Below are 21,129 nucleotides of genomic sequence, written 5' to 3' on the forward strand. Positions count from 1 at the left end.
CTATTGGTTGACCTTCACCATTGAAGGGCGAATTACTCTGTCCTTGAGAATATAGCCTCTTTGGAACTCCTCCACTACAATATTGGAACCAACGCTCTCATCCTGCACTTGCATGACAGCCTGGTGCTTATGTGGGTCGAATTCCTTCCCCTCGGCCTCGATTGGCTCGGCACCTTCTTTTTTGAACGCATCAAGAATCCCGCGGTATACCATTTCCATCCCTTGCAAAAGGGACTTTGCCTGGTCATTGTCCACTTCCATCTTCATGGCGCGCTCAAAATTATCGAGTGCCGGAAGCAAATCTGAAATAAGGCTTTGTGCTCTATATTTTGCGCTCGCTTCAAGGTCCATCCTTGAGCGGCGGCGGAAGTTATCAAAATCTGCCTGGAGCCTCAAATAGCGATTTTCTGTTTCCTCGAGCTTACTCTCCAATTCTGCCACCCTCGGATCTGCTTCTGCTCCAGGAGCTTGCTGCTCCTTCTGCTCCACCGATTCTTCCTTTTGTATTTCAGGTTCCACTTTGGTTTGTTCTGTTAAGCTTTCGGCTGTTTCTTCCCGCTCCATTTTCTCTTCTTTCTCCATGCTTGTCACCTCCCAAAAAAGGTTAAATTAATCTATAAAAAAGCAGTGCTGGCATCAAAAAAGATGCCGCAGCTTTTCCACCATTGTACTTCTTGGTCTTTCAACACTATTGCCACCATCAACCGTTTTGATACAGCTTTGTCAAGACTGCCGACATGTCCGCGCTGACGATTTTCAACAACGGAATGACACGGGAATACTCCATTCTCGTTGGACCAAGCATTGCAATCGTTCCTAACTTCTCCGCCCCGACAGAGTAGGTTGCAGTTATGAGACTGCAGTTCTCCATTGCAGAGTTATTGTTTTCTCGGCCTATTTTAACGCTAATACCTTCAGGATTTTGCCGAATCATTTCAGAAAGACCATCCTCCTGCTCAATCATCGACATGAGGCCTCTGACTTTTTCCAGGTCCGTAAAATCAGGCTGATTCAGCATATTCGTTTTGCCGCCAAAAAAAATTTTTTCGTTAGAGGGAATTTTGAATGTTTCCCCTAGCACCTCTGTCATTAAATCATAATTTTGGATATGGCGACGAAGAATTGCGGCAATCTCCTTATAGATTTTCGCATTCAACTCTACCAGCGGAACCCCTGAAAGCTTCTCGTTTAAAATATTGACCATTTTCTCCACTTCGCTTGGACTAACGCCTGAAGGGAAATGGAAGGTGCGGTTTTCGACATGCCCTGTATCCGTCACGATAATGGCTGTGGCTGTCTCCCTGTTCAATGGGACAATCTGCAGCCTTCTTAGGCGATTATCTTTTACCGCCGGTCCAAGCACGATAGAAGTATAACTTGTCATTTCAGACAGAATTCTGGCGGATTTTTGAACTATCTTCTCTAGTTCATAAATCCTCTCAGCAAAAATCGACTTAATGATCCTGAGATCGGCTGATTGGAGTTCCTGTGGCGCAAGCAAATGATCCACATAATATCTGTAGCCTTTTTCAGATGGTATCCTGCCTGATGAAGTGTGCGTCTTCTCGATAAAACCCAGCTCTTCCAAATCGGCCATCTCGTTCCTGATTGTCGCGGAACTGAAAGATATCTCTTCTTTCTTCGACAGGCTTCTTGAACCCACTGGAAGGGCATAACGAATAAAGTCATCAACAATTACCTGTAGAATTAACACTTGACGGTCCGTTAACAACAGTCATCACCCCTGTTAGCACTCTCTTAAGATGAGTGCTAATTCTAATAATAAATTATCAATAATGAGCCCCAATGTCAATAATTTGATACGAAAGATAATCTTATACCGAAAGGAATGACTGGAACACCTCGTTACCAAGGAATTTTCCTTTCTTGGTTAGCCTGATTCTTTCTTCCTTACATTCCAAAAGGCCTCTCGCTGTAAGGCTGGATATTGCGGAACGGAACAACACAGAGGCATCCTTGCCGAATTTCTCGTGAAAATGTCGAAGCGAGACACCTTCTGTCTTTCTTAGGCCAAGAAACATTTCTTCTTCCATCATTTCCACCAACGTTACTTCATGCAAATGAATCAACGGAAAAACACCTTCCTGTATGGGTTCCATATATTTCTTCAGCGGACCATAATTGGATACACGCCTGCCATTTACATAGCCATGCGCTCCGGCACCAAATCCATAGTATTCCTCGTTGTTCCAGTATGTTAAGTTATGGATACTTTCATATCCCGGAACAGCAAAATTGCTGATTTCGTATTGCTCCCTGCCATGTCGCTCCATTTCATCCATTAATATTTCATACATCTCCGCCTCCGTTTCTTCTGCTGGAAGTGTAAGCTTCCCCCTGTTCACCAGGTTGTAGAAGACCGTTTTAGGTTCTATGATAAGAGAATAGCCGGAGTAATGAGGAAGATCCAGGCTTAAAGCCTGTTTGAGCGAGACCTGAAAGTCCGCTGCTGTCTGTCCCGGTAAACTGTAAATTAAATCAATGCTGATGTTATGAAAGCCTGTCATCTTGGCCTCTTCTATCGCTTTATAAACATCCGCCGCCCTGTGCGATCTACCGATTGACTGAAGTAGTTCATCGTTAAAAGATTGAACTCCAAAACTCAAACGATTTACACCGCCTGCTTTCAATATTTCCAATTTCCCCCTCGAAAGGTCACCTGGATTGGCTTCGAACGTATACTCTTTTACCGAATTGCTATATAGATGTCTGCCAATTGCATCAACAAGAAACTGGAGCTGTTCTTCATTCAGCGCTGTCGGTGTACCTCCCCCTACAAATATTGTTTCGATTCCACCGCTTGGATTCGATGCAACCCTCATGCTGAATTCCTTTTCCAAGCTCCTCAAATAGTCACCAACCGGCTGCCTATCCATCAACACTTTATTAAAGTCACAATAATGGCAAATATGGTGGCAAAATGGTATATGGATATATGCTGCTTGTGCCAATAGAATCACTTCCCGTCTACTTTATCCCGGACTGCCGGATGGAGCAAAAAAAGGTTAGAACGCCAACTGTCAGAACAGGGCCTTCTAACCTCTGGGGGTTACTTTTTCGTGCTGCTATCGTCCATTTTCAATACAGCCATGAATGCTTCCTGTGGAACCTCTACCGAACCCACCTGCTTCATCCGCTTCTTACCTTCCTTCTGCTTTTCCAGAAGTTTTCTTTTCCTGGAGATGTCACCGCCGTAGCATTTCGCAAGAACATTTTTTCTCATTGCTTTGATGGTCGAACGCGCAACAATTTTTTGGCCTACCGCGGCTTGGATCGGTACTTCAAATTGCTGACGAGGAATAAGTTCCTTTAGCTTGTCGACGATCACTTTTCCTCTTTCATAGGCGAAGTCTTTATGCACAATAAAGCTTAAGGCATCCACTTTTTCTGCATTGAGGAGAATATCCATCTTCATCAGCTTTGAAGGCTTATAGCCTATTAGTTCGTAGTCAAAGGAAGCATATCCTTTTGTATTAGATTTCAGCTGATCAAAGAAGTCATAAACAATTTCGGAAAGGGGAACTTCATATACGATGCTTACCCTTGTTTCATCAAGGTATTGCATATCGATAAAATTACCCCGTTTTTGTTGGCATAATTCCATGATCGGTCCGACGAATTCGTTCGGTGCCATCATGGTAGCTTTAACATAAGGTTCTTCAATCCGCTCGATTTTCTGCGGATCCGGCATATTGGATGGGTTATCCACCTTTATCTCTGTTCCATCGGTCATGATGACATGATAGATAACGCTCGGTGCGGTAGTGATGAGATCAATGTTAAATTCTCGTTCAATCCGCTCCTGAATAATTTCCATATGGAGAAGACCAAGGAAACCACAGCGGAAACCAAATCCGAGCGCCTGGGAAGTTTCTGGTTCAAACTGCAGGGCAGAATCGTTCAATTCCAGCTTCTCCAACGCTTCACGTAAATCATTAAATCGTGCAGAATCAATTGGGTAAAGTCCGCAATATACCATTGGGTTCAGCTTGCGGTAACCTGGAAGCGGTTCTGTCGCTCCATTCTTCGAATTTGTAATGGTATCTCCAACTCGGGTATCCCCAACGTTTTTGATCGCTGCTGTCAGGAAGCCTACGTTTCCAACCGATAGTTCGTCAACCGGGAGAGCCTTAGGTGTAAAGACGCCGACTTCGGTTACTTCAAATTCTTTCCCAGTCGCCATCATCCTAACTTTATCGCCAACCTTCACGCTGCCATCCACTACACGTATGTAGGCAACGACACCCCGATATGCATCATAGAGCGAATCGAAAATAAGCGCTTTAAGCGGAGCATCCGGGTCCCCTTGTGGTGCAGGGACCTTCTCAACCACTTGCTCTAAAATATCTTCGATGCCGATTCCCGCTTTAGCAGAAGCGAGCACCGCTTCTGATGCATCAAGGCCGATAACATCTTCTATTTCGCCTCTGACCCGTTCCGGATCCGCACTTGGCAGATCAATTTTGTTAATCACAGGGATAATTTCCAGATCATTATCAAGCGCGAGGTAGACGTTTGCTAAAGTCTGTGCTTCAATTCCCTGGGCCGCATCTACAACAAGCACCGCACCTTCACACGCTGCAAGACTCCTGGAAACTTCATAAGTAAAATCGACATGACCCGGCGTGTCGATCAAATGGAACGTGTAAGTTTCTCCATCCTTCGCTTTATATTTCAATTGGACGGAATTAAGCTTGATGGTGATACCTCTTTCTCGCTCAAGATCCATGGAATCCAACAGCTGGTCCTTCATTTCCCTTGCTGTTAGCGCATTGGTCTTTTCTAAGATTCTATCAGCCAATGTTGATTTGCCATGGTCTATATGAGCAATAATGGAAAAATTCCGTATTTTCGATTGCCTTGCTAGTTTTTCTTCTCTATTCATAAAAGTTCACTCCTGTTAAACTCACGCATGTACACTGCTTTTGATTATAGCAGTCTGGAAATGAAGATTCAATTAGAATCGTGGAGAGCGATGCCATTACCAAAAAATAAGACTGAGGGGCATTTGCTCCCATCAGTCCTGGCTTTTCTTCCCGGTTATCCATTCAACTAGATTTCCAACTGCTCCCGTCATTGCATCTCCCAGCCTTCTTCCCATATCAGAGAAAAAGTTATAGCTTTCCATCTGCTCCAATTTCTCTTTCTTTTTTTTCAAATCTTGCGAAGAAACCTCTGTACCCAGTACTTCGGTTTCCACCTTTCCTTCTGGACCTTCGCCTACTGTGAATGCGTTTTTCATGGACGGATCTTCATAGCCCCTCATTCTATCCATCCCATCGTTTGCCAGCTGCATACCTGCCAAAACGCAGATAAACATGAGAGAAGCCAGCAAAAAAGCTTTCAACATAAAAATCTTCATACCCGCCACCTCTCACGATTGCCGCATTCACGGCGCGTTTACTTTTTCCGCTTGCCAGTACATTTCACTGAATACATCAGCTAAAGCATCCGCAGATCGATCCAGCTCCTCGAATGTATTATCGACTCCGCCGAATTCTATCAAAAGTGCATTTTCCGATAAATCTTGGTTGAATTTCCCATTTGTGCCTGCACCTCTTTTTTCGATGATACCCCTGCTTATCCCTTTATACTTCCCTTCCAAACGGTGATGCAGTTCTGTTGCAAGCTGAAGGTTTTTCTCGTAATTCGCGTTTTCTCCTCCGATAACGAATGCCAGTTTCGCATATGGCTGTCCGTTAATATCAATTGTTGTTTTATCCTTTCGGTACCCATCTCTATGGATGTCGATAAAATAGGTAAGATTCTTGTCACGGTTCATGGCAGATGCCACAACGGACCTGGATTCCTGGTAAGCACTATTGAACCCGGCATTCAAGATATCGGTTTTATCGACAGTAGTTCCTATCCCATTGCTTTCAAGGCTCGACTTCAGCCTGTCCCCAACCCTCGTAACATTCACCTTTGTATGGTATGCCTTATCTGGATCAGTAACTCCTTTTAAATATGGAAGATAGGATTCACGGTTATGCGTAAAGTAAAGGTAGACTACTTTCTTGTCACCAGTTGTAGCTGAAGGAGCAGGGGCGTCTCCTGAATCATTCCCCTTTTCGATATCGTCCGTATTTTGCAGTGCAGCTTCCTTTTCCGCTTTCAACACTTCTGGGGGAGGCGCTGATTCCATCGGCATATTAGTGTAGTTCGTCCCTTCTCCGGCTACCAGGATTCTTCCATCAAAAATTGAAAATCCCGGCAGCTCCCTTCCAAGCAAGCTTCTTGGGTCTTCGAGACTAATGTTTGTTGAGAGCCGAAACAGAACATTGCCAAGATTAATCAAACTGGCTTCGTCCGGAAGAACATTCAGGAACTGGTGATTTTCCATCCCGAACATCCGGAAAAGCGTTTTTCCATCAATTTTATCCGCTGCATGATTGACAGATGAAGATGCAGGCCGGTAATCCGGCTTGACCGATGTCAATAACCCGCTTAAGGAAAAAACAGCTACCAAAAAAATTAAAAATCCGAGCATCACTTTTACAAGGCTTGTACCATGGATGGTCAATATCAGTCCATTGCTCTTAATCAGCTTCAAAAGTTTCCACCTCTTCTTAGCAAGTCTAGTAAAATTCTATGACTGCATTCAAAAAGGTAGAACTTAAACTATTTATCGAGTTATCCAATAAGGACTCTAGTGGGTCGCAAAGCCTGCGTTCTCTTGATCAATTGCTTTGTGGAGGGCTGCATTCAAGCCTGATGCGATCAAGTTAGCCATATCCTCGATAAAAACGTCAATTTCTTTTGGTGTCACCATCAAGTTATGCCCTAAAGGAGACAGGACTTCATGGATTAGCTGCCTTTTTTCCTCCTCCTTCAACGCTCCTACCATGCCTAAAAACGCTTTTCGGTGTTCCTCTTCCGGCAAATCTTCGTCTGTCAATACCTCGCGCTTTCCAAAGCTCATTCCCGCAGGGACAAGCGCTCTTGATGGCTTGTCTCCCTCCCTTAATTCCTTGCCGAAATGTTTTAAGATAAAATCGATTGTATCGCTCGTGATGGAAACCGCATCTACTACTGTCGGTACCCCAATGGCAAAAACCGGAATACGAAGCGTCTCCTTGCTAATTTCCTTTCGTTTGTTTCCAACACCAGACCCTGGATGGATCCCAGTATCGGAAACTTGAATCGTGCTGTTAACCCTTTCTATCGATCTTGATGCAAGCGCGTCTATCACGATAACAAAATCGGGTTTGATATTTTCGACGACCCCGAATATAATGTCACTTGTTTCAATCCCGGTAATCCCCATCACCCCTGGAGCAAGCGCGCTTACAGGCCTATATCCATCTTCTACACTGCTCGGCTGCAGTTCGAATAAATGCCTTGTCACCATGACACTTTCGCAGACAAGAGGCCCTAGTGCATCCGGTGTAACGTTCCAGTTTCCTAGCCCTACGACAAGGCAGGATGCCCCTTCCTTTATTCCTTGATGTTCAATGAATCGGGCAAATTCTGAAGCAAAAACCTGCTCGACATTCTTTTGGTAATCGCTATCCTGCCCCCGAATGCCAAGTCCTTCGATTGTTAAATATTGCCCCTTTTTCTTCCCTAGCGTTTTTTCACCCTTATCATCCACTGAGACAAGAGAAACCTTGATTCCTTTTTCTTCTTTCTCCTTGATGACAACCCCTTCTAATTGGGATAGGTTGCTTGTTTCATGCACGCTACTCTCCTTCCCAGTCAACACCATTTCCCTTGCTTCCAATGCCAAGTCTGTTCTTACAGAGTAATGACTCAAATCCAATTCCTTCATGGGTTTTCTCCTCCTTTGAATTCTTTCCTCCCATCTTTCCCCTTCCATCTCAAAAACATTCTGATGACACGATGAAATTGTTCAATAGTATTGCATTATAGACATGGGTTTGATAGAATACTTCTTGTTCTTAATTTTATTAAATAAGAAAAGTTATTGGATATCGAGTGCCATAAAATCTCGATGCTTTGTAGGAGGTGAACGGAATGCCAAATATTAAATCTGCAATCAAACGCGTAAAAACAAGTGAAGCTTCTAATGCACAAAACACTACTGTAAAATCCACTATGCGTACTGCGGTCAAGAAAGCTGAAGCTGCCATCGTGAACAACGACAGCAACACTCAAGCTGCATTTGCCGCTGCGGCTAGCAAGCTTGACAAAGCTGCTGCAAAGGGTCTGATCCACAAAAACGCAGCTGCTCGCAAGAAGTCCCGCATGATGAAAAAAATGAACGCTAACGGCTAATCTTCTCAAAATAAAAAACGGCCCTAAGGGGCCGTTTTTTATTTTGTCATTTTTCATCCTATTCACGATCGATTCAGCTTAAAAAGAATCATTTCAATAATAAGCTCTTTTCGTAACCCGCCTGTTTTCATTTGATAGTCACCTTCCGCAAGCATGGTGATAATTCTTGCCAGCTCCTGCTCGGTAAAGTAGGAAGCTTGTCCTGCTGCAAGCTTCACACGAAAAGGATGTACTTTAAGAGTGCCAGCAATTTGCTGCTGCCCGTATCCTTTTCTGGACAGTTCCTTCACTTGATAAATCAGTCTGAACTGCCCTGCTATAATCGATAGAATTTTCAGCGGCTCCTCATTCTGCTTCAATAGGTCTTGATATATCATAAGTGCTTCCCCTATCCTGCGGTGGACCACTTTATCTACAAGCGAGAAGATATTTTGTTCAAGAGATTTTGAAACGAGTTTTTCCACTATATCCGGTCCTATTTGCGCCCCACTTCCTGCGTATAAAGCAAGCTTGTCCACTTCGCTTGTCAACAGCGATAAGTTGGTGCCAGCAAGTGTCAGCATTCTTTCAACTGCTTCATTAGTAAAGTCCACACCATTTGCAATTGCTCTTTCTTTTATCCACTTTTTCAGTTCTGATTCAGTCAGCTTCTTTGCTTCTACAACTGTTGCAGCCCGCTTCAGCTCTTTCGTTATCTTTTTTCTCTCATCAAGCTTCTCGTAAGGAGCCAGGAGGATGAGCACTGTATACGGCGCCGGTTCCTTTAAATACTTCTCCAGCTTTGCCAGATTATGCTCTATCTTTTTTGCTTTCTCTGCCGTCAAAAAAATAGGATTCTGCAGAATGACCAATCGCTTTTCCCCCATAAAAGGAAGGGTTTCAGCATCTTCCATCGCAACATCAAGAGCTGTTTCCTCTAGATCATATACCGAGAGATTAAAATCCAGTTCTTCTTCTTGTATAGTGTTATCGATCAACAGCTGTCTAGTCTCGCTGATCAAAAAAGACTCAGTCCCATACACAAGATAGACAGGTTTTATTGACTTCTGTTTTAACTGCTTCCATACTTCCAGCACCAAGACGCTTCTCTCCTGTTCAACCACTATTTCTATTTTCTATGGTAAAGAAGACAATTGCTTTTCGCAATAGAAATCATTTGTAAACAGCAGTTTATGGGGCCAATAGAAAGCCTTGGCCCCATTTTATTTGAACGCTGCTCCATGAGTCCCGGGTATCCCATGAAGAAGCGGTACAGCGCATCTTCTCTGTTCATTATTCCTTATTCGCGGAAGATAAGCTGCTTTTTAACAAGATAGAAAACGTGGAAAGCTAGCTGGCTTTTTTTTATGAAATCGCTTATACTATAATGGAAATAGGGGGGATTGACTGTGAACCAGTTTGAAAACGAGATCACGAAGCGCAATGATGCAACCGACTCTGCTGTCGGATTCATCGTTTCATTTGGTTTTTTCGCAACCATGTTCATCATTGCTACAGTCGTTCAATTCATCGGAAGATAATGACGGCTATAACCATTGCCTAGGGGAGGAACCGCAAGCTGCGGTTCCTTTTTCTTTTCATGCTATATCCTATGGACCATAGGCTGAAAAGGTTCCGAAGTCCTCTTGGAAGGTATAGGTAACAGCACCGCTTTTATCCGTTCTCCAGATCCGCACATTCCTTTCCTTCAAACGAATTAGTGTCTCCATATGGGGGTGTCCATACCTATTTTTCCTTCCTGAAGAGATGACGGCTTCTTCGGGGGTCACAACGTCAAGAAAATGTTCGGACGAGGAGTGTCTGCTTCCATGGTGCCCTGCCTTCAAGACATCAATATTTAACCCATTGATGCTTTTTAGCAGTCCATTTTCCCCATCCTCTCCCAAATCACCTGTAAAAAGCCAGGTTTTCCCGCCAATCTTTGCCCACAGAACAATGGAACCTTCATTTTTATCGTCCTCCTCTTTAATAGGCCATAGTGCTTGAAATCGGCTTCTATCCGATTCCCACTTATATCCTGCCTTTATTCTTACAATGTTCGCTCCTCTCCCTGCCATAACCGCTTCTCTCTCAAGTTCTCCATACTCTGCAAAGGCAGGAAGGCAGATTTCACCTACTTCTATCCCTTGTATGAGTGCTGCTGCTCCTCCAATATGGTCGGCATCTCCATGACTTAGGATAAGTTTATCGACTGTCCTAATTCCTTTACTTTTTAAATACGGAAGCACAATATCCTTTCCCGTATCAAAGGCATCCTGCTTTTCCCGCCATGCCTCTTTGTTAAATGACAAAACTCCCCCCGTATCAATAACATAAACTCCTTTTCGATAAGGAAGCTCGATCACAATGCTGTCACCCTGACCCACATCAAGAAAAACAATCTTACCTTCCGGATTAAAATAATAATGCAAAAGCTGAAAGGTGAGTGGAATGGCAGGAAGGAGGAGAAGTTTCACCATCTTCCCTGGGGAGGGGGCCCTTTCAAGCAAGAAGAAAAAGAATAGAATCATGATAGAAAGAAAGAACAACAGCGCGAAAGAAGGTTTTCCAAAAATAACGGAGGCATACGGGAGGTTCGCGAGAAAATCTGCCAGTGCTTGTGTAAGCTGAACAGTCATACGGAGAAGTTCGCCGACAAAAACAGCTGCCAATGGCAATACAGAGGCCAGCCCAAATTCAAGAATAGCGAGAGGAAGGATAACAAAAGAAAATAAAGGAACTAACAAAATGTTGGCTGCAACAGATATGAAAGACATTTCATAGAAGAAATACAGAATCACAGGAGCAGATGTAACCTGTGCAATGATAGAAACTGCAATCAGCTTTGCTGTTGAAGAAGAAAAGGCTATTAAAATTTTTGGAGTAGAGAGGATAAGAGAGAAGGTTGCTAGAAAGGAAAGCTGAAATCCCGCGCCATAAATACAGTAGGGATCAAGAGCAATAAGAAGTAAGAAAGCGATAGAGAGAGAATCGAGAGGGGATATCTTTATCTTCATTCTCTGACCGCCTAAAAAAATCATTGCCATCAATACGGAGCGGTTGACTGGCGGGGAAAGACCTGTAAGAACAGCATATAGCGGCAGTAAAAGGAGCAACAACAGTTGGGCGTTTTTTCTTGTAATACCCATCCTTAATAGTCCATAGTAGAGCGCGCCTGTTAAGAGGCCCACATGAAGACCTGATATCGATAAAAGATGTACCGTTCCTGTTTTTTGAAAAGACTGTTCCATGTCATCATCGATGTCTTCCCTGCTGCCAAAGAGCATTGCTGCAGAAAGAGCAGCTGTATGATCATCAAGTGATTCATTCAAACGCAAAATCTGTTTTTGGCGAAAGCTTTTGATGAAAAAGAGCAGAGAATCATCGCCATTATAGGATGCCGGAGACACGGTAGTCGCATCAAAAATCCAGAAAACTCGTTGTCTTTCAAGATACGTACGGTAATTAAAAGCATTGGGATTGCGAGGTGGTTCGGGCTGGCGCATTCTCCCCCTTATCCTCAAGGCAGCGCCAGGCAAGGCTTCTTCCATAAAGAATTCCGTTTCTTCCCGAGTGTTTAACCTGTAGCGGAGGACGACCTTTTCTTTCTCATTCACTGTCCTTACCAGTCCTTTTAGTACATCTCCATCCATTGCTATATTGTCAACCAGAACGTACAGTTCCTTTTCCGTCCCTTTATATTCTGATTTCAATGCATTCTTTGCGTCAATCGCTATCCAGCCGAAAACAGCGGATACGAGGATGAGCGTTGTCCCGGCATAGGCCGGGAGCCTTTTGGAAGCAAACAGGAAGAAAAGAAAAATGATAAAAAGCCCTCCGAAAAGAAAAAGATTTTCAAACACTGCTAGAATTCCTGCTATGGCAGCACCTGCAAAATAAATTAGCTTCCCCTTCATCGCAATCACCTACTTAGCAAAGGATCTGTTGCAATAGTTATGTAGTAAAAAGATTCTTCGCCTTTTTTTCAAAAGCTGCAATAGTGTTTTCTTCCACACCGCTTGTCCTCAAGGAAGTGATCATAGATTCGATAAACAACCTTTTTTCATCCTCCTGTTGGCCAATCGAAATTGGCAGGCTTTCCACTTGCACCATTTTAACACCAGCCTTTTCAAACAGTTCGAGGGCGTAAGGATGGTTTTTATAATCCTTCGCGTAGAATACGGTTTGAATTCCCGCTTGAATGATAGCCTTGCAGCACTGAAGGCACGGAAAATGCGTTACATAAATATCAGCTCCTGAAGCTGGAACTCCAAACTTTGCGCATTGGAGCAGGGCATTCATTTCAGCATGGATTGTCCGTACACAATGATTGTCGATGACATAACAGCCTTCGTCCATACAGTGATCTCCGCCTGCTATCGATCCATTGTATCCGCCGGCAATGATCCGCTTATCCCTTACAATGGTAGCTCCGACAGCCAGTCTCGTGCATGTGCTCCTGTAGGAAAGAAGCTGGCTTTGCGCCATAAAATATTGATTCCACGAAATTCGGTCCAAGTTGTTTCTCTCCTTCCAGATAGTATGAATGCCGTACTTTTTCAGTTTAATCCTTTCCCGTGAATGCTGCAATCAGTATCAATTGACAGTTACGGACTGTGCCAGCTTTTCAAAGGTTTTGTCTCCGATTCCGCTGATTTCTTTCAATCCTTCCGTGCTCTTAAAGGGACCATTCGTTTCTCTGTATTCTACAATTGCAGCAGCCTTTGAAGGCCCGATTCCCGGCAGCGTGTCCAATTCAGCAACCGTTGCGGTATTGAGGTTTATTTGTTCTGCTTGATCTGTCCCGGGTACATTAACACCTCCGCTATCAGAAGAGAGCATAGTCGGACTTTCTCCTTTTACAGGAATCCGGACTGCCATTTCATCTCCTACTTTCATGGCGAAATTGACAGAAGTGGTATCCGCCTCATCCGTCACTCCTCCTGCCTTTTTCACAAGATCAGCAACTCTGTCTCCATGATTTACGGTATACACACCAGGATTCCGGACTGCGCCTTTAATATCTGCCATCATAATCGAATTTCCTTCCCTGCTTTCCCCATTTCCTCCGGGAGAGGTACTGAGGGAATCACTTCCCATTGCGGAAGCCTCTGCTGAAGTCTCTTCTTGAGGCCATTTTTCAAGGTTTTGTACTTCGTCCTCGCGCTTAAAATAGCTGCCGGAGAGAATCACAATAGCTGCCAAAGCTGCTAATATTATATTCTTATGTTCCTTAAGCCAGTCTTTCATCTCAGAAACCACCCTTCAAAAAGTCATAAATGAGCTTTTGTTTCATATTCTAATACGAGAAATAACGAAATAAGGAGGGAAGAATGATGAGAGTTGGAATCATCGGTACTGGAAATATGGGCAGGATACTTGCAGAGGCACTCATTGAGGGCAAGGCCATCTCCCCCACCTCCATGACAGTGACAAACCGGACATTGGCAAAGGCGCATGAACTGAAAACGTCGTACCCGGAAATTAATATTGAAAAGAGTGCTGCAAAGACTGCGGAAAACTCAGACCTCATTTTTGTATGCGTAAAGCCGCATGATGTATACCGTGTACTTCATGACATAAAAGTCGCAGCGACGGAGGATAAATGCGTCGTATCCATTACAAGCCCAATCAGCGTGGCAGAAATTGAAAGTGTGGCTGATTGTTCGGCAGCAAGAATCATTCCAAGCATTACAAATCGTGCATTATCAGGAGTTTCACTGATCACTTTCGGGAGAAGCTGCAGTTTGGAGTGGCAGAGGGAGCTTGAAGGGCTAATGGGGAAGATATCCGTTCCGCTAGAGATCAACGAAGACATTACAAGAGTCGCATCCGATATCGTCAGTTGCGGGCCTGCATTTATTAGTTATCTAATTCAACGGTTCATTAATGCTGCTGTGGAAGAGACAAAAATTGAAGAAGATACGGCAACAAAGCTGGCAAGCGAGATGCTGATTGGCATGGGAGAATTGCTTCAAAAAGGATATTACACCCTTCCAAAGCTGCAGGAAAAGGTATGTGTGAAAGGCGGTATTACGGGAGAAGGGATCAAAGTACTTGAAAGAGAAACGGGGGATATGTTTAACAAGTTATTCCAAGCGACACATCATAAATTCAAAGAAGATATCGAAAATGCTAATGCACAGTTTGACTTGAACATACGTAGATAATGTCATCGTATCTTCATCTTATCACCCTTTCCTAAATGCTTCAATATGGAATCGCTCAATGAAATAAACTAGTACAAAAAGACTTGGACGCAGGTCTGTTTCTCTTTGTAGATAAAAGTGGTTAGGAATCGCATATTCCAAACCACTTTTTAATTTTAAGTTCCTTGCTTAGCGAGGCCACTGAAATTCTGTAGATAGTTTTAATCTTTTCCTACCGGGTTTTTCATCAGTCTGAGTCTCGACAATGCAGGCTATTATTTCTTTAATGGTTTTAAGGCAGTAAAAAAAATCCGTTCAGAATCCTCACCAGGAGAAGTCTCCTGGAAATCTGCCATAATAGAAACATTACTGAACCCTGCTTGGTAGAGCAATTCCTTGTAAGTTTCAGGCGGAAAAGTACGCTGAAAATGGCTTTCATCAATTCTTTCATAAAGGCCCGTACTTTCGTTCTCTACAAAGAAAGTTAAATCATGCTCTACACTGTCAGGATGGGAGCCCGGATAACAATCCCAAATATAAGCAATGTGCTCCTCGTTCAATGTAAAAGTGTTTCCTGCAAAAATTGTATTGATTTTGTAGCAGGAATGAACATCAAATAAAAAAGTCCCACCTGGTTCAAGATGTCGCGAAACTCCTTCAAACGTTTTACGAACAGCTTCGGCATTGGGCAAGTAGTTCAAAGAATCACAAAATATTACAGCGATGTCAAAGCTTCCAAGCCCCTCCATATCCGACATGTCCTGCATGATAAAAGGGATGCTGATCCCCTGCTCCATAGCTTTACTGTTTGCAACAGCAAGCATATCTTCCGATAAGTCTAAACCGGTGACATCGAAACCTGCATTTGCAAAACGCAAGGATAACTCCCCGGTACCGCACGCAATATCCAGCAGCCGTTTCTTGGAAACAAACGGCCGCTCTAAAATCGCCTTTCGAGTCCAATTTACCCAATCATCATAGGGGACATCACTCATTAATTCATCATAAAGATATGCGAATCCCCGATAGTTCATTGTCCGACTTTCTCCTGGGGTGCATCTCCCCATAGCCGCTCTAAATTATAATAGCTTCTCTCATCCCGATGGAATACGTGTACTACCACATCTCCAATATCGATCAATATCCACCGTGCTTCATCGAAGCCCTCCATCCGCTTGATATGACGGCCCATTTCCTCGGACTTTTCTTTGATTTCCTTCGCAATAGCTTGAACCTGCCTGTCAGAGTTCCCATGGCAGATAATGAAGTAATCTGAAATTAGAGAGATCCCCTTCATGTTGAGAACGAGGATATCCTCTGCTTTTTTATCATCTGCAGCTTTCACTGCCATTTCTAGCAATTGGCGTTCATTCATTCAATCAATCCTCCCTGATTCTATTAGGCTGTTGTACGTTAGAAACGTATCGGGGTATATCGGCTGATTCCTTTTGAATAAAAAAGAAACCGTGTTTTTAATTGCCTGGACAAGAGCAACGTTTAAATCATTCTCTGCCAATCCCCTTACCTCCTCGACACCAGGAAACTGTCTGCCTGGCTCAATATAGTCAGCTAGGTAGATGACTTTTTCCAAAAGTGTCATTCCCGGACGTCCGGAAGTATGGTATCTGATTGCATCAAGAATTTCTATATCCTTAACACCCGCTTCTTTTTCCACAAGATAAGCCCCGACAGGAGCATGCCAAAGCTCATTGTTGAAATCTAACAGGTTTCCGGGAATTCCTTGCTCCAAGATAATTTGTTTCATCTCATCCTTCGGGCGGAACTTGGCATAATCATGAAATATTGCTGCTAGCTCTGCTTTTTTCATGTCAGCACCATATTTGTCAGCAAGCTTGATTGCGGTTTCAGTTACACCAAGCGTATGAAGATAGCGATGTTCTGTCAATTGCTCCTTGACGAGCAAAAGTGCCGTTTCACGATTCATATAAGCCATTCTCCTCTATATACTCTCTGATATCATCAGTTACAAGGTATCGTATCGTCTTCCCATCTCTTATCCTTTGCCTTATATCACTTGATGATATTTCGATAAGAGGAGTATCCATATGGATTATTGGATACGGTGAATCTGTCTGGAACGATGGCCTGCTGACCCCGACAAAATTTACAAGCCGCAGCAGTGCATCGATATTTTTCCAATTAGGAAGATACTCGACCATATCACCGCCGATAATAAAATAAAACTCGGTATCAGGATGCATTTCTGCCAAAGTCTTCATCGTGTCAAATGTATAAGAAGGACCCTCTCTTTCCAGTTCTATTGTCTGTATGGAAAAACCCGGGTGGCTCTTTGTTGCCAGCTTCAGCATTTTTAGTCGATCGTTCTTGGATGCATTACCAGTCATGGATTTATGCGGAGGCTTATTATTCGGCATGAACCAAACAAGATCTAGCTCTAGCTTAGAGTATACTTCATTTGCAATAATTAGATGCCCAATATGCGGCGGATTGAAGGTACCACCTAGAATTCCAATCTTAGACATCACTATTCAACTCCCTTAGCGAGGGAGTTCTATTTTTTTATTTTCCCTCGATTCTTTATACAAAACGATAGTATGGCCAATGACTTGAGCTACTTCTGCGCCTGTGCCTTTAGAGAGTTGTTGGGCAACCGTGTTCCGGTCATCATCGCAGTTTTGCAGAATACTGACTTTGATTAATTCTCGTACTTCCAGTGCTTCCTTAATTTGACCTGTCATATTGTCATTTACCCCGCCTTTACCCACTTGAAAAATGGGGTTTAGCTCATGGGCCATCGACCGTAAATAACGTTTTTGTTTTCCTGTTAGCATGTTGTTCCTCCTAGTTGGTTCATTACCGTGTTTCTCATTCTTTCCAAATCCGGAAAGATTCCTGTCCACTTCTCGAAGGCTAAAGCTCCTTGCCAGACAAACATATCAAGACCATTTTGTATTCCTGCTCCATTTGCTTCCGCTTGCTGGAGGAAGCGAGTCTTCAAAGGGTTATAAATGATATCGCTGATGAAGCTGCCTTTCCTCAAATTGTGCAATGACAAGGGGGCCTCTTCCGTTAACGGGTTCATTCCGATAGATGTCGTCTGAATTATAAGACTGTAATCTCCAGCCTTTCTCTCAGCTGTATCTAAATCAAGTATACTTGAATGTACATCAAAAGGGCAGTTTGCCAGGAGGGCTTCCGCTTTTGACAGCGTCCTATTGGCGATATCAATCTTACTCACCCCTGATGCAGCAATAGAATAAAAAATCCCTTTGGCTGCACCACCCGCACCAACGATAAGCACCTTCCGGTCCTCAATACTCCCCAGCTTTTCCTCCAGCCCTCTGACAAAACCCGGTCCATCCGTATTATGGCCAATCAGTCTGCCATCCTCTATTGTTACCGTATTGACTGCACCGATGCTCAAAGCTAACGGGTCCATTTCATCCATTAATTCGATTACAGATGTTTTATGAGGAATGGTGACATTAAAACCGCCCGCACCTATAGCTTTCAAACCAAGAACCGCTTCTTTCAAAGAACTTCGATTTACACGGAATGGGAAATACTCGGCATCGCATTGATAAAAACGAAACAAGTCATTATGCATTGCTGGTGACATCGAGTGAGCAATAGGATCGCCTATAACCCCATATAGTTTTTTCATTATTCCAACCCCTATCGCTTTAGATCAGCGATCTTCTCAACAAGACCTGTACACCCCTAGGTACATGAGCTGCAATAACTGTGCCAGGTTCATTTACTGTCACCCAACCAAGTCCGGAAAAAACGACATCCATTTTTCCTTGTTTGATAGTGAATTCATGTTTTACAAGCTCAGGAAACTCTCCTAGCTGTTCGGGTCTTGGAGGTGTAAGCATTCCTCCTGCATGCTTTTCATAAAGAGCATCAGCATTTTCAAGTTTTGTCCGGTGAATATCCAGTTCATTTGATAAATAGCATGTGAAAGACTTTCTTCCACCGGATAAATAGTCAAACCTGGCAAGTCCCCCAAAGAAAAGTGTTTGCTGCTCATTCAACTGATAAACTCTTGGTTTGATTTCCTTTTTGGGAGTAATGACTTTTAGATCCCTTTTATCGATGTAATGAGCCATCTGGTGATGGTTGATGATTCCAGGAGTGTCGGTCAGGAACTTTCCATCCTCCAGCGGTATTTCTATCGTATCTAGCGTGGTACCAGGAAAATGTGATGTAGTAATGACATCTCCCTCTCCGGTAACTTCCTTAATAATTCGATTGATAAAAGTGGATTTGCCTACATTTGTACAGCCGACGATATACACATCTTTACCATTGCGGTATTCATCAATCAGCTCGGCAGCTTCTTTCATATTATGTCCTTTTGATGCACTGACAAGCAGCACATCCTTCGGTACCAGACCGTTCTCTTTTGATTCTTTTCTCATCCATTCAATTACTTTTTGCCGCTTCACAGATTTTGGAAGAATATCCGCTTTGTTTCCGATCAAAACGACTGGGTTGCTTCCGGCGAAACGCTGAATCCCAGGAAGCCAGCTTCCGTTAAAATCGAAAATGTCGATAATCTTTACGATAAGCGCATCCTTGCTGCCGATTCCATTCAATATTTTAAGGAAGTCATCATCTGTCAGACTAACATCCTGTACTTCATTATAATGTTTCAAACGAAAACAACGCTGGCAAACGATGACCTCCTTTTCAAGTGAGGACGGAGGAGCGTATCCAAGCCCTGCTGTATCTTCTGTCTGTATTCTCACACCGCAACCGGTGCAGGTAAAGTTATTCTCGTCCAACATTAATCCTCCCATTTAAGTTTGCCTTGTTTTCTAAACATGTCAAGGAGCCTTCTTTCAATTTTCCTGTTAAATCTTGTCCAAAAACCGTCTGTTTGGGCTACCGGGACAACGAGGATGGTATGAAAGCCACCAAGGTTCCCTCCCAGCACATCTGTTAGAAGCTGGTCACCGATTACAACAGTCTCTTCCTTTTTCAAGCCCATTTCCATCATTGCTCGATGGAATGCACGGCGCATCGGCTTTCTCGCTTGGAAGATATATGGAATTCCAAGCGGTTCCGAAAAATACTTCACACGATTTTCCTTATTATTCGAGACAATGGTTACTGAGATACCACTGTGCTTTATTTCTTCAAACCAATTAATCAGTTTTGGGGTGGCTGAAGGCCTGTCCCATTCAACAAGGGTATTGTCTAAATCCGTGATAATTCCCTTAATCCCTTTGTCCTTTAAACTTACCGGGGTAATTTCAAAAATGCTTTTTGCATGCTGATCAGGCAAAAAATGCTTTAGCAATGTATACACCTCATTAACAAGATTCCTGTTCCATCGATATCATACCAATTTTGACACATGTTTCAAAGCAAACATTTCTATTATCTTATCCCAACTAGAGAGGAAGTTCATTCATACCGTAAATTTTTCGACAAATTCCTTCCTCACCCCTTCCTGTGGATAACTTTATACACAATAAAAGATAGGAATTGTTTAGTTTTTTCCCAATTATAAACAAACTAATCACAGGTTATCCACCATACCCTGTGGATAACAGAACGGTTGTTCTGTCCGTTTAATTCTGTTACAGTATGGGTACAACTTAATAGCTTGCCATTAATTGTATGTAACACAATTGTTTTTTACTATTGGCTGGGGGTGAAGGGCTGTAATGCGTAAACTATCTGACGACTTGTTGATCGAATCCTATTTCAAAGCAAGAGAACTCAATTTAAGCCTTGATTTCATTCGCCTTATTGAGTCAGAAATTCAGAGACGATCCTTATCACACAAGATACGATATACTTCCTAATACCCAACGCCTGATGAAAGGCGTTTTCTTTTCTTGCCGTATCTATAAATAAGGAAAAGCACAGGTCACTGTGCTTCCCGCTTCATACACCCAAGCTTTTGACCCATTTTCACAGAAACTGGCAGTTGTGCGTGGACAGCTTGATGAAAGCTGTCTTTTTCAAAAAGGAGGACAACGGTGGATCCAAAAGTGAAGTATGCCATTTCTTCTCCTTTTTCCAGCCGTTCGCCTTTGTGCACGACCTCAATGGAGTTGACGAACATCGCACCCACCTTAACCACTGCAATGCGATGGCCGTATTCATGCTCCATTTCCGTTATAGTTCGAAAATTCTTTGATAATGTCGACTTTCCATACTTCAATCCAAGACGGTTAACAGGATAGGAACGACTCCCCAGCGACCAGGTTTGGATAACCTTGCCGGAAATAGGACTATGAATACGGTGATAGTGGCTTGGACTAAGATAAAGAACCATATAGGTACCGCCAGCATAACGCTCTGCGATTTCCCTTTCGCCAAGCATTTCAGCGATCGAATAAGTTTTTCCTTTTACCCTTATTTCTTGCGATACCTCAATAAGTCCAATATCCTCAAGCTCTGCATCTACAGGACTTGTTACCGCACACGGTTCAACCGCTACCGTTCTGGATCCTGTCTTTAGCCTTCTCGTGAAAAAATCATGAAGCGAATTGTACTGATCCAGCTCTTTCTCCATCTCTTCCTTATTGATTCCGTAGACCTTCGCAAATGACGGTATCATTTTTTTACTGACATTTGACTGGGCGAATTTAAAGAGCAGGCGCGAAGACCACTTTCTGTTTGTCAGTTCGATAAATAACCGGTATATTCCCTGCAGCAAAATAAAACCCCCGATTGTATTTAATGTTCAGTGACTTTCATGCCATGGATAAATATTATACCACTGGAAGAGATAATACAG

General features: G+C 43.2%; 24 protein-coding genes. 4 read left to right on the forward strand and 20 right to left on the reverse strand.

Annotation, left to right across the window (positions count from 1 at the left end; genetic code table 11):
* From grpE to gpr, 7 genes are all read right to left on the reverse strand, one after another.
* On the reverse strand, positions 1–582 hold the full coding sequence (gene grpE, locus BQ5796_RS10480; protein WP_071460182.1) for a nucleotide exchange factor GrpE: 582 nt from the start codon (positions 580–582) through the stop codon (positions 1–3).
* A gap of 118 nt (positions 583–700) precedes the next feature.
* Positions 701–1,732, reverse strand: coding sequence for a heat-inducible transcriptional repressor HrcA (hrcA, locus tag BQ5796_RS10485; RefSeq protein WP_071460183.1), 1,032 nt, complete (start codon positions 1,730–1,732; stop codon positions 701–703).
* 103 nt (positions 1,733–1,835) lie between these two features.
* Positions 1,836–2,972, reverse strand: a complete 1,137-nt coding sequence (gene hemW / locus BQ5796_RS10490) for a radical SAM family heme chaperone HemW (RefSeq protein ID WP_071460184.1) — start codon at positions 2,970–2,972, stop codon at positions 1,836–1,838.
* Between the two features lie 98 nt (positions 2,973–3,070).
* Positions 3,071–4,906 (reverse strand): translation elongation factor 4, encoded by a 1,836-nt coding sequence (gene lepA, locus BQ5796_RS10495; RefSeq protein WP_071460185.1) that lies wholly within the window; start codon positions 4,904–4,906, stop codon positions 3,071–3,073.
* Positions 4,907–5,038: 132 nt separating this feature from the next.
* Positions 5,039–5,383: a YqxA family protein gene (locus BQ5796_RS10500; RefSeq protein WP_071460186.1), complete on the reverse strand. Its 345-nt coding sequence runs from the start codon at positions 5,381–5,383 to the stop codon at positions 5,039–5,041.
* 27 nt (positions 5,384–5,410) lie between these two features.
* A complete protein-coding gene (gene spoIIP / locus BQ5796_RS10505) occupies positions 5,411–6,574 on the reverse strand; it encodes a stage II sporulation protein P (protein ID WP_071460187.1) in 1,164 nt (387 codons plus the stop codon).
* A 96-nt stretch (positions 6,575–6,670) separates the two neighbouring features.
* Positions 6,671–7,792, reverse strand: coding sequence for a GPR endopeptidase (gpr, locus tag BQ5796_RS10510; RefSeq protein ID WP_071460188.1), 1,122 nt, complete (start codon positions 7,790–7,792; stop codon positions 6,671–6,673).
* Between the two features lie 206 nt (positions 7,793–7,998).
* Here gpr and rpsT point away from each other — a divergent pair, with 206 nt between their 5' ends.
* Positions 7,999–8,259, forward strand: coding sequence for a 30S ribosomal protein S20 (gene rpsT / locus BQ5796_RS10515; protein ID WP_071460189.1), 261 nt, complete (start codon positions 7,999–8,001; stop codon positions 8,257–8,259).
* Between the two features lie 62 nt (positions 8,260–8,321).
* Here rpsT and holA read toward each other — a convergent pair whose 3' ends face one another.
* The gene (gene holA, locus BQ5796_RS10520) at positions 8,322–9,338 is read right to left on the reverse strand and encodes a DNA polymerase III subunit delta (protein ID WP_071460190.1); all 1,017 of its coding nucleotides are present in this window, start codon (positions 9,336–9,338) and stop codon (positions 8,322–8,324) included.
* A gap of 309 nt (positions 9,339–9,647) precedes the next feature.
* Here holA and BQ5796_RS10525 point away from each other — a divergent pair, with 309 nt between their 5' ends.
* Positions 9,648–9,779, forward strand: coding sequence for a YqzM family protein (locus tag BQ5796_RS10525; RefSeq protein WP_071460191.1), 132 nt, complete (start codon positions 9,648–9,650; stop codon positions 9,777–9,779).
* A 69-nt stretch (positions 9,780–9,848) separates the two neighbouring features.
* Here the strand turns inward: BQ5796_RS10525 and BQ5796_RS10530 are convergent, their stop codons facing one another.
* From BQ5796_RS10530 to BQ5796_RS10540, 3 genes are all read right to left on the reverse strand, one after another.
* Entirely contained in the window at positions 9,849–12,155 is a 2,307-nt protein-coding gene (locus tag BQ5796_RS10530) for a DNA internalization-related competence protein ComEC/Rec2 (protein WP_071460192.1), read from the reverse strand.
* A 37-nt stretch (positions 12,156–12,192) separates the two neighbouring features.
* Positions 12,193–12,756, reverse strand: coding sequence for a ComE operon protein 2 (locus BQ5796_RS10535; RefSeq protein ID WP_071460193.1), 564 nt, complete (start codon positions 12,754–12,756; stop codon positions 12,193–12,195).
* 78 nt (positions 12,757–12,834) lie between these two features.
* The gene (locus BQ5796_RS10540) at positions 12,835–13,488 is read right to left on the reverse strand and encodes a helix-hairpin-helix domain-containing protein (protein ID WP_071460194.1); all 654 of its coding nucleotides are present in this window, start codon (positions 13,486–13,488) and stop codon (positions 12,835–12,837) included.
* 86 nt (positions 13,489–13,574) lie between these two features.
* On the opposite strand from BQ5796_RS10540, the gene comER reads away from it, so the two are divergent.
* Entirely contained in the window at positions 13,575–14,408 is an 834-nt protein-coding gene (gene comER, locus BQ5796_RS10545) for a late competence protein ComER (protein WP_071460195.1), read from the forward strand.
* Between the two features lie 254 nt (positions 14,409–14,662).
* Here the strand turns inward: comER and BQ5796_RS10550 are convergent, their stop codons facing one another.
* From BQ5796_RS10550 to BQ5796_RS10585, 8 genes are read right to left on the reverse strand one after another with little or no spacing between them, the layout of a single operon-like run.
* Positions 14,663–15,421 carry a class I SAM-dependent DNA methyltransferase gene (locus BQ5796_RS10550; protein ID WP_071460196.1) on the reverse strand — a complete coding sequence of 253 codons (759 nt, stop codon included), beginning with the start codon at positions 15,419–15,421 and terminating at the stop codon, positions 14,663–14,665.
* Positions 15,418–15,762, reverse strand: a complete 345-nt coding sequence (gene rsfS, locus BQ5796_RS10555) for a ribosome silencing factor (protein WP_071460197.1) — start codon at positions 15,760–15,762, stop codon at positions 15,418–15,420. The genes BQ5796_RS10550 and rsfS overlap by 4 nt, the downstream gene beginning before the upstream one ends.
* Positions 15,763–16,332, reverse strand: coding sequence for a bis(5'-nucleosyl)-tetraphosphatase (symmetrical) YqeK (yqeK, locus tag BQ5796_RS10560; protein ID WP_071460198.1), 570 nt, complete (start codon positions 16,330–16,332; stop codon positions 15,763–15,765).
* Positions 16,322–16,891, reverse strand: coding sequence for a nicotinate-nucleotide adenylyltransferase (locus BQ5796_RS10565; protein WP_071460199.1), 570 nt, complete (start codon positions 16,889–16,891; stop codon positions 16,322–16,324). Before BQ5796_RS10565 ends, yqeK begins: the two co-directional genes overlap by 11 nt.
* 15 nt (positions 16,892–16,906) lie before the next feature.
* Positions 16,907–17,200, reverse strand: a complete 294-nt coding sequence (gene yhbY, locus BQ5796_RS10570) for a ribosome assembly RNA-binding protein YhbY (RefSeq protein WP_071460200.1) — start codon at positions 17,198–17,200, stop codon at positions 16,907–16,909.
* Positions 17,194–18,033, reverse strand: coding sequence for a shikimate dehydrogenase (aroE, locus tag BQ5796_RS10575; protein WP_071460201.1), 840 nt, complete (start codon positions 18,031–18,033; stop codon positions 17,194–17,196). The genes yhbY and aroE overlap by 7 nt, the downstream gene beginning before the upstream one ends.
* A gap of 19 nt (positions 18,034–18,052) precedes the next feature.
* Positions 18,053–19,162: a ribosome biogenesis GTPase YqeH gene (yqeH, locus tag BQ5796_RS10580; protein WP_097677994.1), complete on the reverse strand. Its 1,110-nt coding sequence runs from the start codon at positions 19,160–19,162 to the stop codon at positions 18,053–18,055.
* A complete protein-coding gene (locus tag BQ5796_RS10585; RefSeq protein ID WP_071460203.1) occupies positions 19,162–19,677 on the reverse strand; it encodes a YqeG family HAD IIIA-type phosphatase in 516 nt (171 codons plus the stop codon). Before BQ5796_RS10585 ends, yqeH begins: the two co-directional genes overlap by 1 nt.
* A gap of 370 nt (positions 19,678–20,047) precedes the next feature.
* Between BQ5796_RS10585 and BQ5796_RS17390 the strand changes: the two genes are divergently transcribed.
* Positions 20,048–20,188, forward strand: coding sequence for a sporulation histidine kinase inhibitor Sda (locus BQ5796_RS17390; protein WP_074033952.1), 141 nt, complete (start codon positions 20,048–20,050; stop codon positions 20,186–20,188).
* 65 nt (positions 20,189–20,253) lie between these two features.
* Here BQ5796_RS17390 and BQ5796_RS10590 read toward each other — a convergent pair whose 3' ends face one another.
* The gene (locus tag BQ5796_RS10590) at positions 20,254–21,048 is read right to left on the reverse strand and encodes a phosphatidylserine decarboxylase (protein ID WP_071460204.1); all 795 of its coding nucleotides are present in this window, start codon (positions 21,046–21,048) and stop codon (positions 20,254–20,256) included.
* Positions 21,049–21,129 lie beyond the last annotated feature (81 nt).

The organism is Bacillus massilinigeriensis (assembly GCF_900111815.1).
Taxonomy (GTDB): Bacteria; Bacillota; Bacilli; order Bacillales; family Cytobacillaceae; genus Mesobacillus_C; species Mesobacillus_C mediterraneensis.

Excerpts from the sequence above, each read along its gene's own strand:
- grpE (WP_071460182.1), bottom strand. The coding sequence starts at position 582 with ATGGAGAAAGAAGAGAAAATGGAGCGGGAAGAAACAGCCGAAAGCTTA.
- lepA (WP_071460185.1), bottom strand. The coding sequence starts at position 4,906 with ATGAATAGAGAAGAAAAACTAGCAAGGCAATCGAAAATACGGAATTTT.
- BQ5796_RS10500 (WP_071460186.1), bottom strand. The coding sequence starts at position 5,383 with ATGAAGATTTTTATGTTGAAAGCTTTTTTGCTGGCTTCTCTCATGTTT.
- gpr (WP_071460188.1), bottom strand. The coding sequence starts at position 7,792 with ATGAAGGAATTGGATTTGAGTCATTACTCTGTAAGAACAGACTTGGCA.
- rpsT (WP_071460189.1), top strand. The coding sequence starts at position 7,999 with ATGCCAAATATTAAATCTGCAATCAAACGCGTAAAAACAAGTGAAGCT.
- BQ5796_RS10530 (WP_071460192.1), bottom strand. The coding sequence starts at position 12,155 with ATGAAGGGGAAGCTAATTTATTTTGCAGGTGCTGCCATAGCAGGAATT.
- BQ5796_RS10540 (WP_071460194.1), bottom strand. The coding sequence starts at position 13,488 with ATGAAAGACTGGCTTAAGGAACATAAGAATATAATATTAGCAGCTTTG.
- comER (WP_071460195.1), top strand. The coding sequence starts at position 13,575 with ATGAGAGTTGGAATCATCGGTACTGGAAATATGGGCAGGATACTTGCA.
- BQ5796_RS10550 (WP_071460196.1), bottom strand. The coding sequence starts at position 15,421 with ATGAACTATCGGGGATTCGCATATCTTTATGATGAATTAATGAGTGAT.
- rsfS (WP_071460197.1), bottom strand. The coding sequence starts at position 15,762 with ATGAATGAACGCCAATTGCTAGAAATGGCAGTGAAAGCTGCAGATGAT.
- yqeK (WP_071460198.1), bottom strand. The coding sequence starts at position 16,332 with ATGAATCGTGAAACGGCACTTTTGCTCGTCAAGGAGCAATTGACAGAA.
- BQ5796_RS10565 (WP_071460199.1), bottom strand. The coding sequence starts at position 16,891 with ATGTCTAAGATTGGAATTCTAGGTGGTACCTTCAATCCGCCGCATATT.
- yhbY (WP_071460200.1), bottom strand. The coding sequence starts at position 17,200 with ATGCTAACAGGAAAACAAAAACGTTATTTACGGTCGATGGCCCATGAG.
- aroE (WP_071460201.1), bottom strand. The coding sequence starts at position 18,033 with ATGAAAAAACTATATGGGGTTATAGGCGATCCTATTGCTCACTCGATG.
- yqeH (WP_097677994.1), bottom strand. The coding sequence starts at position 19,162 with ATGTTGGACGAGAATAACTTTACCTGCACCGGTTGCGGTGTGAGAATA.
- BQ5796_RS17390 (WP_074033952.1), top strand. The coding sequence starts at position 20,048 with ATGCGTAAACTATCTGACGACTTGTTGATCGAATCCTATTTCAAAGCA.